The 13785-nt window shown below is 67.2% G+C and carries 14 protein-coding genes; 3 read left to right on the forward strand and 11 right to left on the reverse strand.

Annotated elements, in window-relative coordinates; translation table 11 throughout:
• Window positions 1–84 precede the first annotated feature (84 nt).
• Window positions 85–2433: an MMPL family transporter gene (locus LCL87_RS16180; RefSeq protein ID WP_225021363.1), complete on the reverse strand. Its 2349-nt coding sequence runs from the start codon at window positions 2431–2433 to the stop codon at window positions 85–87.
• 28 nt (window positions 2434–2461) lie between these two features.
• Entirely contained in the window at window positions 2462–3061 is a 600-nt protein-coding gene (locus LCL87_RS16185; RefSeq protein ID WP_225021365.1) for a TetR/AcrR family transcriptional regulator, read from the reverse strand.
• Window positions 3062–3223: 162 nt separating this feature from the next.
• Here LCL87_RS16185 and LCL87_RS16190 point away from each other — a divergent pair, with 162 nt between their 5' ends.
• A complete protein-coding gene (locus LCL87_RS16190) occupies window positions 3224–3988 on the forward strand; it encodes a class I SAM-dependent methyltransferase (RefSeq protein ID WP_225021367.1) in 765 nt (254 codons plus the stop codon).
• On the opposite strand, the gene LCL87_RS16195 is transcribed toward LCL87_RS16190, so the two are convergent.
• Window positions 3985–4440, reverse strand: coding sequence for an RrF2 family transcriptional regulator (locus LCL87_RS16195; RefSeq protein WP_225021588.1), 456 nt, complete (start codon window positions 4438–4440; stop codon window positions 3985–3987). The two genes, LCL87_RS16190 and LCL87_RS16195, sit on opposite strands and share 4 nt — an antisense overlap.
• A 124-nt stretch (window positions 4441–4564) precedes the next feature.
• Between LCL87_RS16195 and LCL87_RS16200 the strand changes: the two genes are divergently transcribed.
• Window positions 4565–5527, forward strand: a complete 963-nt coding sequence (locus LCL87_RS16200) for a sterol desaturase family protein (protein ID WP_225021369.1) — start codon at window positions 4565–4567, stop codon at window positions 5525–5527.
• Here the strand turns inward: LCL87_RS16200 and LCL87_RS16205 are convergent.
• The 5 genes from LCL87_RS16205 to LCL87_RS16225 are packed head-to-tail and all read right to left on the reverse strand — an operon-like array spanning window position 5459 to window position 9576.
• Entirely contained in the window at window positions 5459–6142 is a 684-nt protein-coding gene (locus LCL87_RS16205) for a YceI family protein (RefSeq protein WP_225021371.1), read from the reverse strand. The two genes, LCL87_RS16200 and LCL87_RS16205, sit on opposite strands and share 69 nt — an antisense overlap.
• Before the next feature lie 38 nt (window positions 6143–6180).
• A complete protein-coding gene (locus tag LCL87_RS16210) occupies window positions 6181–6672 on the reverse strand; it encodes a hypothetical protein (protein ID WP_225021373.1) in 492 nt (163 codons plus the stop codon).
• Between the two features lie 16 nt (window positions 6673–6688).
• The gene (locus tag LCL87_RS16215; RefSeq protein ID WP_225021376.1) at window positions 6689–7750 is read right to left on the reverse strand and encodes a DNA polymerase III subunit beta family protein; all 1062 of its coding nucleotides are present in this window, start codon (window positions 7748–7750) and stop codon (window positions 6689–6691) included.
• Between the two features lie 33 nt (window positions 7751–7783).
• Complete coding sequence (locus tag LCL87_RS16220) at window positions 7784–9121, reverse strand: MFS transporter (RefSeq protein WP_225021590.1); 1338 nt, start codon at window positions 9119–9121, stop codon at window positions 7784–7786.
• Window positions 9118–9576 (reverse strand): MarR family transcriptional regulator, encoded by a 459-nt coding sequence (locus LCL87_RS16225; protein WP_225021378.1) that lies wholly within the window; start codon window positions 9574–9576, stop codon window positions 9118–9120. The genes LCL87_RS16220 and LCL87_RS16225 overlap by 4 nt, the downstream gene beginning before the upstream one ends.
• 219 nt (window positions 9577–9795) lie before the next feature.
• Here LCL87_RS16225 and LCL87_RS16230 point away from each other — a divergent pair, with 219 nt between their 5' ends.
• Window positions 9796–11403, forward strand: coding sequence for an ABC transporter substrate-binding protein (locus LCL87_RS16230; RefSeq protein ID WP_225021381.1), 1608 nt, complete (start codon window positions 9796–9798; stop codon window positions 11401–11403).
• A gap of 116 nt (window positions 11404–11519) precedes the next feature.
• On the opposite strand, the gene LCL87_RS16235 is transcribed toward LCL87_RS16230, so the two are convergent.
• The 3 genes from LCL87_RS16235 to LCL87_RS16245 form a co-directional block, all read right to left on the reverse strand.
• Window positions 11520–12365, reverse strand: coding sequence for a mycofactocin-coupled SDR family oxidoreductase (locus LCL87_RS16235; RefSeq protein ID WP_225021383.1), 846 nt, complete (start codon window positions 12363–12365; stop codon window positions 11520–11522).
• 59 nt (window positions 12366–12424) lie between these two features.
• Window positions 12425–13249 carry an IclR family transcriptional regulator domain-containing protein gene (locus tag LCL87_RS16240; protein WP_225021385.1) on the reverse strand — a complete coding sequence of 275 codons (825 nt, stop codon included), beginning with the start codon at window positions 13247–13249 and terminating at the stop codon, window positions 12425–12427.
• A 112-nt stretch (window positions 13250–13361) separates the two neighbouring features.
• Complete coding sequence (locus LCL87_RS16245; protein ID WP_225021387.1) at window positions 13362–13724, reverse strand: nuclear transport factor 2 family protein; 363 nt, start codon at window positions 13722–13724, stop codon at window positions 13362–13364.
• Window positions 13725–13785: the final 61 nt, after the last annotated feature.

Genomic DNA, 13785 nt, shown 5'->3' on the forward strand with positions numbered 1-13785 from the left:
CAATCTGAAGGACGAAAAAGGAGAGATCAGGCCCATTTCTCGGGGCCCGATCCCTCCCTCTTCATCGAATGTTCACAGTCTCTTCTACGAGACCGTGGCGTCTTCGAGGTCCTGCTTGTCGCGCGGTAGTGCGCGGGTCAGCTTCTCGCCCTCGATGTCGACGTTCGGCAGGATCTTGTCGAGCCACTTGGGCAGCCACCACGCCTTGTCGCCGAGCAGTGCCATCACCGCGGGGATGAGGACCATGCGGACGATGAAGGCGTCGAAGAGCACCGCCGCGGCAAGCGCGAACCCGATCGACTTGATGAACGAGTTGGGCTCGAGCATGAACGCCCCGAACACCGAGATCATGATGAGCGCAGCAGCGGCCACCACGCGGGCACCGTGGCTGAAACCGATCGTCATGGCGCCCTTGGCGGACGCGCCGTGCACATACTCCTCGCGCATGCGGGTCACCAGGAACACCTGGTAGTCCATCGCGAGCCCGAACACCACACCGATCAGGAAGATCGGCATGAAGCTGACCAGAGGCTGCGGGTTGGCGATCAGCCCGCCCCAACCCTCCTGGAAGATTGCGACGGTGGCACCGAACGTGGCGGCGACGCTGAGCAGGAAGCCCAGGGCCGCGGTCAGCGGCACCAGGATCGAGCGGAATACCAGCATCAGCAGGATGAACGCGAGCCCGACCACGATGATCAGGTACGGCACGAGTGCCTCGAGCAGGCGGTCCGAGACGTCGGTCTCGAGCGCGGTCTGGCCGGTGACGCCGTAGTGGACGCCGATCTGCTCGTTGAGCGCGCCCTCACCGTCGCGGATGGACTGCATCAAGTCGATGGTCTTCTCGTCGGTCGGTGCACTGCCGGGGGTCACCAGGACCTGTGCAGTGTCGCCCTCCGGGTTCATCGCCACGATCTGCGCATTGACGACATCGTCCTGCGCGGAGATGGTCCGTACCACCTCGCCGAAGGCCTCCGGCGCCGGGACGGTGGCGTCCTTGGCGTCGACGACGACGAGAAGTGGGGCGTTGCGGCCGGGACCGAACGCGTCGGACACCAGGTCGTAGGCCTGCCGCGAGCTGGTCGCGGGGTCGCCGGTGCTCTCGGACGGCAGGGCCAGCTTGAGCCCGGTTGCCGGCAGCGCCAGCGCTCCGAGAATCGCGATACCGACGATCAACGGGATCGCGGGCTTGCGGGCGACCCAGCCGGCATAGCGGGCGGCCGGACCGGGGACCGCGTCCGCAGCCTCCGGGTCCGGAGCCTTGACGAACGGGACCTTGCCCGCAAACGCCTTGCGGCCCAGGAGACCGAGGAAGGCCGGCAGGAAGGTCAGCGCGACGAGCACCGCAACGAACACCGCGAACGCCGCCGCCATACCCATGTCGCTGAGGAACTTGATGCCGACGACGCGGAGCGCCACGAGCGCGATGATCACCGTCAGGCCGGCGAACACGACTGCCGAACCGGCAGTGCCGACCGCACGGCCCGCCGCCTCCTCGCGATTGCCACTGACGCTGACCTCGTGCTTGAAGCGGGAGACGATGAACAGCGAGTAGTCGATGGCCACGGCGAGACCGATCATCACCGCCAGGGTCGGAGTCATCGATCCGAGTTCGGTGAATCCGGTCGCGACGGTGATACCGAGGCTGCCGATGCCGACACCGATGATCGCAGCGATCAGCGGGAGCCCGGCGGCGACGAGGGAACCGAATGTGAGCAGCAGGACGACGGCGGCAACGGCCAGGCCGATCAGCTCTGCAGATCCGCCCGGCATCTCGGGGGCTTGCGCGGCGCTGCCGCTGAGCTCGACCGTCAGCCCGGCGTCACGCGCGACCTGAGCGGCGGCGGCGACCTGGTCGGTCAGTTCGACATTGACGTCCTCGAAGGTGCCCGCGAAGGGAACCTCGACGTAGCCGACCGTCTTGTCCGGGCTCAGCGGGGACAGGGCCGCGGCGTTCGCCAGCGCAACGTCGACGGGTGTTCCGGCCTGCTCTGCCTGCGCCGTCACCATCTGGGTCAGACTGGCATCGGCGACCACCGGGTTGACCAGCGCACCCTGAGCTGCCTCCGGAGATGCGGTGGCCGGGTCGACCTTGGCGGCCGGGTCGACGAGGTCGATGCCGCGGATCTTGGCCAGGGTGGCATCCATCGCGGCCTGGTTCTCCGGGCTGTCGAGGGTCTCGCCGTCGGGGGCGGCGAAGACGTACCGAGCGGAGATGGAACTGAAAGGATCCTTGGCCGACGCGGGGAACCGCTCGGCCATCAGATCCTGCGCCTTCTGCGCGGGCGTACCGGGAATCGAGAACGAGTCGTTCGTCGGACCGGACAGGGTGGCAGCGCCGACCCCCATCAGGACGAGGATGGCCAGCCAGATGGACAGGACCGTGCCTTTTCGCCGGTAGGCGAATCGGCCGATCCGATAGAGATAGGTGGCCATGACGGCTCCTTCGTGATCGGGTGCGGGTCTAGCTGGTGGGCACGGCGAGGCCGGACCGCAGGTGGTCGAACGCCTCGTGGACGAGTTGCTCGGGGGCGTCGGCCGACGAGCGACCGCTCATCCACAGGTCGAGAGATGCCTTGACCGCGGCGCCCACCACCATCTGCAGCAGGCTCGGGTACAGGCCGGAGGCGCCGGTGCGTTCGGCGATGACCTCGTCGAGCATCGGGGTCAGCCGCACGTGCATCTCCATCTTCTTGGCCAGAAGCGTGGGACTCGAGTCGACGAGATCGGCGAGGGCCTGCATCTTCTCGAGCTCGTGGTCGGATTCGAGGAGTGCCCTCCGCACGATGTGCTCGAGCGAATCGAGGATCGGCTCGTCGACGGGACGCTCACGCAACCAGCCCGCCCACTCGAGTACCTCGGCCTCGAGGTGATGGAGGACGGCCTCCTCCTTGCAGGAGAAGTAGTTGTGGAACGTGCGGACGGAGACGCCCGCCTCGGACGCGATCATGTCCGCGGTGACGAGTTCGATGCCCCGCTCCATCGCGAGGCGTGCGGCGGCCTCGCTGAGCGCGATGCGCGTCGCCGCCTTCTTCCGGTCCCGGAGGCCGAGTTCTTCTCCCACTCCATCGAAGGTACCGAAATTGCAGACCTCTGCAATGTTGCAGCCAAGTGCACCTTTGTGGGCTTCGGCACACTTTTCCAATGCGCGTGATCGGGGTCACTCGAGACCCGTTCGCGGCCTACGCTGATCGCACACCCGGCGGACCACCGAACGGCGGCGACCATGCCCGATTGGGACGGCGAACAGTACGCGCAGACCAGCGATCTCCAGCGTGCGATGGCGACGCGCGCGATCGCCGGACTCGACCTGAAACCCGACGACCGCCTGCTCGACGTCGGCTGCGGCGACGGCTTCGTCACCCGACTGCTCGCCGAACGACTCCCCGACGGCCGCGCGGTGGGCGTCGACGCGTCCCCGCGGATGATCGCGAAGGCCGGGACGGGTACGTCGAACGTGCAGTTCGTCCTCGCCGACGCCCGCGACCTGCCGTTCCGCGCCGAGTTCGACGTCGTGGTGTCGTTCAACGCGCTGCACTGGGTGGTCGAGCAGCAGCGCGCGCTCGGCTCGATCGCCGCCGCGGCCCGACCGGACGCCCGCGCCCTGATCCAGGTGGTGTGCGCCGGCGACCGCCCCAGCCTCGAGACCGTCGCGATGGAGGTCGCCGGTTCGCCCCGCTGGGTGGACCGGTTCGCCGGATTCGCGCCGCCGTTCGTCCACGTCGACCCCGACGGCTACCCCGACCTCGCGGCGGCCGCGGGACTGCGCGTCACCAACCTGTCGGTGCAGGACGTCACGTGGGACTTCGGCACGCACGACGCGTTCGCCGCGTGGTGCAGCAACGGCGCCGACGCGTGGACGTCGCGACTGGCCCCCGAGGACCGGCCACACTTTCTCGAGGACTGGGTGCGCGCGTACGAGGAGGTCTCCGGCCGGGCCGGGCTGTTCCTGTTCACCCAGATGCGCGCCGACCTGCGAGTACATCCCTAACGCCGGCGCCAGGCCTCCGGGTCGGCGGTGAGGTCGTCGACGAACGCCGGCAGCGCGCCGGCCGCGACGTCGGCGATCGTGACGCCCTCGAGCACCGCACGCAGGTTGACGCGGACCGCGATCCACACCTGCTGCAGCGACTCGGCGGCGCCGTCGTACGTGACGTCCTCGGGCCGCTCGCCGCGCACCGACGCGAGCGGGCCCTCGACGGTACGGATGACGTCGGCGATCGTGATGTCGGCGGCGGAACCGGTGAGCCGGTAGCCGCCGTCGGGGCCGCGCCGGCTGTCGACCAGGCCGCCGCGGCGCAGATCCGCGAGTACGGCCTCGAGGAATTTCGGGGCGATCGACTGCGACGCGGACAGCGCGTCGGCCTTCACCAGGGCCGGGGCCGCGGACGCGAGGTCGACGAGGGCACGCACCGCGCAGTCCACCCTCGCCGAGATGTGCACCCCGCCCCCGATCCGATTCGACGCCGACTCGCCCCAGACGTTACCCACCGCCGTCGAGCTAGTGACCCAGGTCACCCCGCGGAGTAGATTCCCGGTCAGGTGCGCGCGACAGCTCGGAGGCAACATGTGGGAGACCCTCACCACGGCGTGGGGATCGCTGCTCGAACCGCTCGGGGATCCGGTCACCCTCGCGATTCCGGCGTTCGTCGTGTTCCTCGGGCTCGAGTGGTTCGCGGCCCGCAAGCTCGAGGAGACCGAGATCCGCGACGGCCGGGCCCACCCGCCGACGGCCGGTTACGAGTTCCGGGACGCGCGGGCGTCGATCTCGATGGGCCTGGTGTCGATCGCGACCACCGCGTTCTGGAAATTCCTGGCGCTGATCGGTTACTCCGCGATCTGGGTGTACCTCGCGCCGTGGCACCTGCCGGCGAACGCCTGGTACACGTGGGTGCTCCTGCTTGTCGGCATCGACCTGCTCTACTACACGTATCACCGCATGGCGCACCGGATCCGGCTGATCTGGGCGACCCATCAGGCGCACCACTCGAGCGAGTACTTCAACTTCGCGACCGCGCTGCGCCAGAAGTGGAACAACAGCGGCGAGATCCTCATGTGGATTCCGTTGCCGCTGATCGGCATTCCACCGTGGATGATCTTCGTGGGATTCTCGGTGAGCCTGGTGTACCAGTTCTTCGTGCACACCGAGCGGGTCGACAAGCTGCCCCGGCCGGTCGAGTTCGTGTTCAACACCCCGTCGCACCACCGCGTGCACCACGGCTGCGATCCCGAGTACCTCGACCGCAACTATGCCGGCATCCTGATCGTCTGGGACCGGATGTTCGGGACCTTCCGGGCCGAGCAGCAGCGCCCCACCTACGGGCTGACGAAACCGGTGGGCACCTACGACATCTGGAAACTGCAGACCCACGAGTATGCCGCGATCGGACGCGACGTCCGCGCCGCGCAGTCGTGGCGTGACCGCCTCGGCTACGTGTTCGGGCCGCCCGGGTGGGCGCCGTCAGGCGCGGGCCAGGCTCACCAGGAAGTCGACCGTGCCGTTGCCGTCGACCGTCACGAATCCCAGTGACGGCGGCGTTATTCCGTAGTCCGACCAGGTGACCGGGACGGCGCCGGACGCGATCAGCGTGTCACCGGAGTGCAGCACCTTGACGTCCACGGTCACCGGCCGGGTCTGGTCCTTGAGCGTCAGCGTCCCGTCCGCCTTCACCGTGGCGGCGGTGCCGTCGGTGGGCAGCGATGCGAGATCGACCGGCGCCGTGAGCGTGAACTTCGCGTTCGGGAAGGTCTCGGCGTCCATCACGTTGCCGCGGAACTGACCGTCCCGGCGCGCATTGTCGGTGGCGATGCCGGCGACCTGCACGACGATCTCGGCGGCGGTGAGCTTCTGGCCGGCGATGCTGACGTTGCCGTTCACCTGGTCGGTGGTGCCGACGACGGTGACACGGGCGCCGTTGAGGATCTCGGACACGGTGTACCCGGCGGCGGTCGCGTTGGCGCCCTCCCCCGGCCCGACGGCCCACTCGCCGTCCACCGAGCCGGTCGCGGCCTGTGCACCCTCGGTCGACACCGAGGCGGCCGGGGCGTCGTCCTCGGCGATGAACTGACCGTAGATCCAGGGGCCCGCGAGGACACCAAGGAGAACCACGACGACCGCCCCACCGATGATCCACCACTTCTTCACCGGCACAGACTATGAGCGGAGCGGTGGATACGCCACAGTTACGATCCCGGCGCCGATGCCCGACGCGCCGTCGATTCGTTGCGGACGTCCTCGCCGACCTCGGCGAGCGCCGTCCGGATCATCGCCCCGTACCCGTCGTCGCCGAGCGCATCGAGGTACTCGGCGGCGGCGTCGAGATGAGAACGCGCGGCATCGAACGAGCCGAGCCGACGGAGGTTGTCGGCGAGGTTGAGGTGCAGCGACGGGTAGAAGCCGCGGACCGCCAGGCTCGCGTGGTGTTCCTGGACGCGGTCGTTCGTGAGGTTGTCCGCGGCGTCGAGCGCCCGGACGTCCCACATCAGCGCCTGCGCCGGGTCGTCGTACAGGTCGGCCAGGTAGTGCGCGAGCGTGCACCGGTGAAACGGGTCGCCGCTCAGGGTGATCTCGGCCCACAGGTCCAGCAGCGCGGCCCGGGCCGCGTCGGTGTCGCCGTCGCGGCCGAGAGTCACCCCGCGGGTGATCGCGTCCATCGTCTGGTCGGTTGTCGTCATGAATAGTCCTGTCTCTCTAGGCGTCCGACGCGGTCGGCATCGCGAGGGTGGTGAGGTCGCCGTCGGTCGCGGAGCGGATGACCACGGGCATGTCCGGGGCGGAGATGTCGAGCATGAGGTCGGGTCCGACGGCCGTCACGAGCGCCGACCGCAGATTGTCGCGGCGGAAGAACAGTTCGACGCCCGGACCGGTGACGCGGGCGTCGAGGCGCCGGTTCGGGCCGGCCGGCGAACCGACCGAGATTTCGTGCGGGGCGACCACGCACCGGATCGTCTCGGTGGGCGCACCCTCGACGGCGCCGAGCAAGGCATCGTGCTGGGCGACCACCCGGGTGCGGGTCGGCGGCAGCGCGGCCAGCATCGCCGCGTAGTCCGGGAAGGTGCCCGGCAGCACGGTGCACCGCTTCTCGTCACCGCTTGTCGAGAGGACGACGGTGTCGTCCCGTCGATCGAGTGCGAGATCGTCGGATCCGGCGAACCACGGGACGAGCGCGGCAAGTTCACCCGCCGGAAGCACCGCGGACCACGGGGGCTGGTTTCCCGCCACTGCGAGGCTGCGCGTCGACAGGCGATAGCGGTCGGTCGCGGTCACGGTGACGGCGTCACCGCCCAACTCGATGAGTATCCCGGCCAGGATCGGGAACTCGGGATCCTCCGACACCGCGGGCAGCACCCGTTCGATCGCGTCGGCGAACAACCGTCCCGACAGCGCGACGCGCGGGACTCGCTGCCCGAGCGCGAGGGCCGCCTTCACCGCCTCGGCCTCGGCGGCGGCGTCCGCGGCCCGCTGCTGCAGGACCTGCACGTGCGCGTCGAGCAGTCGGGCGGCCTCGTCCGGGCCCGCGGAGAGGACCCGCTTCACCACGTCCAACGGCACGTCGATCGCCCGCAGTCGGCGGATCGTCGACGCCCGCTCGCGCTGCCCGGCGGCGTAGTACCGATACCCGGTTGCCGGGTCGATGCGCGCCGGTGCGAGTAGGCCGCTGTCGTCGTAGAACCGCAGCGCGCTCGGCGTCAGGCCGGTGGCGCGCGCGAAGGCGCCGATCGTGACCAGGTCGTCGAATCCGGAGGCGTTCACCCCGCCATCATGAAGTTTCGACCAGGTGGAAGGTCAAGCCGCGCGGCGACGCGCCTCCGCGTCCGCCCCCGTCACAGTCGGGTCCTCGGAGATCGCCGGATTCTCGACGGTGTTCTCCTCGGGGTCCTCGGTGATCGGCTCGGTCTGGGCGGCCACCTCCTTGCCGCGGCCGATCACGATCCACGCGACCAGCGCGACGACCAGGCAGGTGATCGCGCCGAGCAGCAGTCCGGCACGCCCGCCCCACTGCTGGCTGACCCAGCCGGCGATGGGGCCGCCGATCGCGGTGGACCCCATGAACGCCGTGGACCACAGCGCCATGACGCGTCCGCGCATCTGCGGGTCGGCCTCGAGTTGCAGGGTGCTGTTGGTGGTCGAGTTGAACGCGATGCTCACCGCACCGACCAGGGCCAGCGCGACCAGTTCGAGCGCGAGGGTGGGCGCGGCCGCCGCCGCGACCAGCGTGAAACCGAAAGCCGCCGCGGCCGCGATCAGCACTCGGGTGCCGGTGCGGCCCCACGTGGCGACGAGCAGTCCGCCGCACACCGAGCCGACGCCCATCGCGGCCGTCATGAAGCCGTACGCCTCGGAGCCGGCACCGAAGGTCTGGTCGGCGACGATCGGCAGCACCACCTGGAACTCGAACGCGAGGCAGCCGATGAACGCCATCATCAGCAGCGGCACCGCGAGGTTCCGGTTGCCACGCACGTAGCGCAGGCCCTCGCGCAACTGGCCACGCGCCCGTTCCGCCGGTGCGGATCGGTGCAGCGCCGAAGTATCCAGCCGCAGTAGCGAGCTGACCACCGCGACGAAGCTGGCGGCGTTGAGCAGGAAGCACACGCCGAGGCCACCGGCGGCGATGGTCACACCGGCCACCGCGGGCCCGACTATGCGGGAGACGCTGACGAGCGTCGAATTGAGACTGACCGCGTTGCGCAGATCCTGCGGCCCGACCATCTCGAGCAGGAACGATTGCCGCGCAGGGTTTTCGAAGCACTGATTCAACCCGAGCAGCAGCGCCAGCACATAGACGTGCCAGAGCTCCACGGTGCCGGTGATCGTGAGGACGCCGAGCAGCAGCGCCTGCACACCCATGAGCGACTGCAGCCCGATCATCAAGCGACGCTTGTCTGTTCGGTCGGCAATGACGCCGCCGTACGGGCCGAGCAGCAGAATCGGCAGGGTCTGCAGCGCCACGACGACACCGATCGCGGTGCCGGATCCGGTGAGTTCGAGGACCAGCCAGGACTGCGCGACGGTCTGCATCCAGGTGCCGACGAGCGAGACGCCCTGCCCGCCGATGAAGAGCCGGAAGTTGCGGTTGGCCAGCGCGGCGAAGGTCTGGCGCCCGAGTTTCGCGGCCGCCGTCATGAGCGGGCCGCGGCCCGGGCCTGACACATCCGTTCGCCGAGGGCCTCGAGGGCGGGCAGAGCGTCGAGCAGGTCCTGGGTCTCAGTCTCGGGGAGTTGGCCGAGGTAGTCGGCGAACAGCAGGGTGCGCTTGTCACGCAACTCGGTGTGCAGGGCGATCCCCTCCGGGGTCGCGGACACCACGATCGCGCGTCCGTCGTCGGGATCCGCGGAGCGCATCAGCAGGCCCGCTGCCTCCATCTTGCCGATCATCCGCGAGAGCATCGTCGGGTTGAGGGTCTCGATCTCGGCCATCTCGCTGGCCCGGATCGGCCCCCGCCGCACCGCGGTCGTGAGGATCGAGAACTGCGTCTTGGTCAGTTCACCGCCCGACGTCTGGCGATCGACCTGCCGCGAGATGCGGCCGAGCGCGACCCGCAACCGGGACACCTCGTCGTCGTCGAACAGGCTCGTCACAGCCACCTCCTATTTACTTGCTTATCGGCAAGCATACACCTAGGGGTCAAATCCTCACCCCCGAGACCACGCGACCCGACTTCGGAAGCGCTCCTATCACCGCCCCTCAGGGGAGGAAAACACGTTCCCGATCATCGGGAGGCCGAAGGACGGCCAATGATGCACATCACATGCTGTTGCCCGAATGTCCTAGGCCACAATCCCATTCGGAGGTAATTGATGGGTCGCAATACCCACCCCACACGGCAAGCCCTTGTCGCCGTCTGCGCGTTCAGCGTCACCGTGCTGCTCACTTCGTGCGCCGGCAGCCACGCGGACGCCGACTCGGCCGCTTCGGAATCTTCACTCGAGATCGGGATGGTGAATACACAGAAGGAAGTCGGCGCACCGGCCAGAGGAGGAACACTCACCTTCAGCGGATACTCGCCGACAACAACACTCGACCCGGCGAGAACTCAGGTCGCAGGATCCGCTGGAGGTAGCGAACTCGCAGCGATCTATGACGTCCTCGTACGCTACGACCCGGTCGCCCAGTCTTTCGAGCCACAACTGGCGCAGTCGCTCGAGCCGAGTTCCGACAGCAAGACCTGGACGTTGACCCTGCGACGTGACGTGACCTTCAGCGACGGCACACCTTTCGATTCGAAGTCAGTGGTGGCCAGCATCGCGCGCTACGTTTCCAACAAGGGGCCACAGTCCGCCCTGTGGACGTCCAAGGTTGCGTCGATGGACACTCCCGATACGGAAACCGTCGTGTTCAACCTCACGGAACCGTGGACGGGAATTGAGTCCATGCTCTCCGGCGGGCCTGGCATGATCGTTGCCCCCACGGCCCAGCAGGGAGACAAGTTCACTCCGGTCGGAGCGGGAGCCTTCACGCTCGAGAAGTTCGCCCCGAACGATGAACTGGTGTTGACAGCTCGTCCCGACTACCACGGCGGCCCGCCGAACATCGACAAGTTGCGGATGATCAGCATTGTCGGTGCTCAGGCGACTGCTGAAGCGCTCGAGACGGGCGGTGTGGACGTGGCATACATGCGCACGCTGGCGCCGATTCTCGAGCTGATCGCAGGCGGATACCCGGGATTCGTCGACATCCCCTCACTCGGCTATCTCGCAAATGTGAACATGGCTCCCGGACGCCCGGGAGCAGATCTCCGTGTACGAAAGGCCATCGCGTACGCAGTCGATCCGGACACTCTGAACCAACGCGTCAACGATGGCCGGGGATTGCCCGGGCAGACGATCTTCCAGGACACCTCCCGTTGGGAGAATGACGTGCCGCCTGTCGGCGTCGACCCCGCGAAGGCCAAGGAACTGTTGGGTCAGGCGAAAGCCGATGGGTACGACGGCAAGCTCACCTATCTCGCATATCAAGAACCGTCCTCGCAGGCCACGGCACTCGCGGTTCAAGCGATGCTCAACGCGGTCGGGTTCGATGTGAACATCGAGTCGGTCAACAATGTCGGCGATCAGATCAAGCGCATGTATGTCGATCGAGACTTCGACATGGCTTCGGGCTCACTGTCGCTCTCCGAGGCCGATCCGTTCGAGCGATTGGCCATCAACACCAGTTCCGGGGCCCCGAGCAACATCACGGGCTACTCCGATGCCCAGATGGACACGCTTCTGGACCAGTTGGGTGTCGCGATCACCGACGAGGACAAGAAGTCGGTGCTGGCCCGCATCCAGCAACGCGCCAACGAAACCCTGCCGTGGCAGGTGTGGGGAAACACGCCGACCTTCGATGTCTGGAATCAGAACGTTCACGGGCTGAAGGTGACCATCGACGGCATTCTGCTGTTCGACGAGTCGTGGAAGAACTGATACTCCCGACAAACTCGGACTTCGGCGAGCCTCCGGCCCGAGGTCCGAGTCCCGGTGGAGCACTCACCTCAGCAGCGGCGGAGTGCTTCACCGGGAGAACCTGCGCTGATGCCCCGTCACGCGGTGACGCGTGCGGCCGTTCCTGCATCGACCGGCAGAACGACACCGCTGATATGGGCGCTCGATTCATCGGCGAGGAACAGCACGGCCCGAGTGATCTCGGAAGCTTCGAGCCAGGGAACCGGCATTGCGTGCACCGACTGGAAGACCGGCGCCACGTCGTCGACCGTCGGCGCGTCGAGATCGGGGCGCATGTGGCGGTACAGCGCGCTGTTGTGAACCATCGGGGTCGAGATATTACCCGGGGCAACCGCATTGACGGTGACACCGAACTGCGCGAGATCGAGGGCAGCGCTCTTCGTCAGCCCGATCACGCCCCACTTGGATGCGGAATAGGCGATGGTGTTGGTGCATCCGCCCCGGCCGAGGTTCGACGCGGTGGTGATGATGCGACCATAGCCGCGTTCGGCCATTCCGCGCGAGACAGCGGCAATCGTGTGGAAGACGCCCGTGAGGTTCGAGGAGATCGTCTCGTTCCACACTTCCGACGTTGCCGACTGGACAGATGCCATCACGGATACGCCGGCGTTGGCCACGGCAATGTCGATCTTCCCGAACTCCTTCTCCGCTCGGGCCACCAGCGAGTCCATCGCGGCACGATTCGCCGTGTCGGCGACGACCGAGATGCAGCGTCGACCGGCAGCCTCGACCAATCGAACAGTCTCGGCCAAGTCATATTTCGTCGCCAACGGGTAAGTCACGACATCACTGCCGCCGAACTCGTTCAAGCGGTCAACGAGCACCACGTCCGCACCCTGTTCCGCGAACGCAATCGCGTGAGAGCGGCCCTGTCCCCGGGCCGCACCGGTAACCAGGGCGACCTTTCCTTCGAAGCTGTTCACAACTCTCCTCCAAATCCGTGCCCACGGCACATCCGATCTGCTCATTGCAGTACAAGGAATTACGTCACGAGCACGGGCCGGTCACTAGTACGACGTTTCGCTTCTCGATCGGCGATCACCTTCGAGATCTGGTAGGCGGTTTCGGCTACACGGGGAACGAAGCGGTCAATGGAGGTCGCGCCGGTTTGCTCCCACACGGAGACTGCCGCTATCGGCCTGCACCGCTGGCTTCGGATCGCGAAGGCGACACTGTCCAGTCCGGGGCCACGTCGGAGCCGTTCGATCGAGGACCCGTGCCCACGCCGGATCCGGGCGAGCTCCCGGTGCAGGACAGCGATGCTCCACCCAGCAGCCCACTCCGCACCAGTTCCCTCCAGGAGTCCGTCGACGTGTTCCGGGCTCAAACACGCGAGCATCGCTCTACCACTGGACGTCCTGTGCGCGGGCCATCGGAACCTCGCCGTCGCAGGGTGGGCGGGGATCGAGCGTCCTCCGACACGGTCGAGGAAGACCTCTTCCCCACGGTCCAGCGTCGTGAGGAGGACCATCGCGCCGGTCTGCAGGTGCAGCTTGAGTAGGGCATCCCCCGCAGCAGCTCGAATTTCCCCATCGATTCGGTCCTGACCGCCCAGAGCTCGGGGGCCGAGAAAATATCCGTGTTCGGCGCGGTCGAGCCATCGCATTCGAACGAGTTGATCGAGGATCCGGTGTGTAGTCGAGCGCGGCAACTGAGTCCTGTGGGTGATCTCCTGCAGGTTCAGCTGTAGCCAGTGCCGCTGATCGAAGGCGTCGAGGATAATTGTCATCCGCTCGACCATCGAGAGTCGGGAATCAGATCGTCCGGTCGAATACTGTTCATTCTCAGTATAATTGGTAGCCGTCATCGTGATCTCCAGCAGGGAACCGGCCCGAGACCGGTTGATGCGCGCGAGCTTCGGTGGCCCCGCCACGGGTGCGGGGCCACCGAAGCTTTCTGGCATAGGACATTTCGGCAGATCAGCCGATGAGCGCCTTGATGTCCGGCACGGCGGTGATCGAGACGATCTTGCACTCGTCGTCGAACTCGAACAGGTCGGTGGAGCCGAAGTCCTTCAGTCCTTCGCGCTCGACACGCATCATCATCGCGGCGAACTTGCCGACGACGGTGACCGGCGTCAGCAGGCTGACGGTGAACGGCGTGTTCTCGGACTCGGCGAAGAACGCCCGGATCTCGTCGTGGCCCCGGTTGGTCCGGACGCCGACAGGTTCGTGCTGGACCGCATCCGCGGCGAACAGTTCCATCAGGCCGTCTGTGTCGTGAGCGGCAAGCAACCTGACATACGTCTCGACCGCGGTGCGGACTTCGTCACGGTTGGGCATGGGTACTCCTTCTTGTTGGGTGTGAAACTTGGATGGCCGGAGAGAATCCCGGCGGACGGGA

Source organism: Prescottella equi (assembly GCF_020171745.1).
GTDB classification, from domain to species: domain Bacteria; phylum Actinomycetota; class Actinomycetes; order Mycobacteriales; family Mycobacteriaceae; genus Prescottella; species Prescottella equi_A.

Coding starts and splice junctions, on each gene's coding strand:
- LCL87_RS16180 (WP_225021363.1), bottom strand. CDS start 2,433: ATGGCCACCTATCTCTATCGGATCGGCCGATTCGCCTACCGGCGAAAA.
- LCL87_RS16190 (WP_225021367.1), top strand. CDS start 3,224: ATGCCCGATTGGGACGGCGAACAGTACGCGCAGACCAGCGATCTCCAG.
- LCL87_RS16200 (WP_225021369.1), top strand. CDS start 4,565: ATGTGGGAGACCCTCACCACGGCGTGGGGATCGCTGCTCGAACCGCTC.
- LCL87_RS16210 (WP_225021373.1), bottom strand. CDS start 6,672: ATGACGACAACCGACCAGACGATGGACGCGATCACCCGCGGGGTGACT.
- LCL87_RS16220 (WP_225021590.1), bottom strand. CDS start 9,121: ATGACGGCGGCCGCGAAACTCGGGCGCCAGACCTTCGCCGCGCTGGCC.
- LCL87_RS16230 (WP_225021381.1), top strand. CDS start 9,796: ATGGGTCGCAATACCCACCCCACACGGCAAGCCCTTGTCGCCGTCTGC.
- LCL87_RS16240 (WP_225021385.1), bottom strand. CDS start 13,249: ATGACGGCTACCAATTATACTGAGAATGAACAGTATTCGACCGGACGA.
- LCL87_RS16245 (WP_225021387.1), bottom strand. CDS start 13,724: ATGCCCAACCGTGACGAAGTCCGCACCGCGGTCGAGACGTATGTCAGG.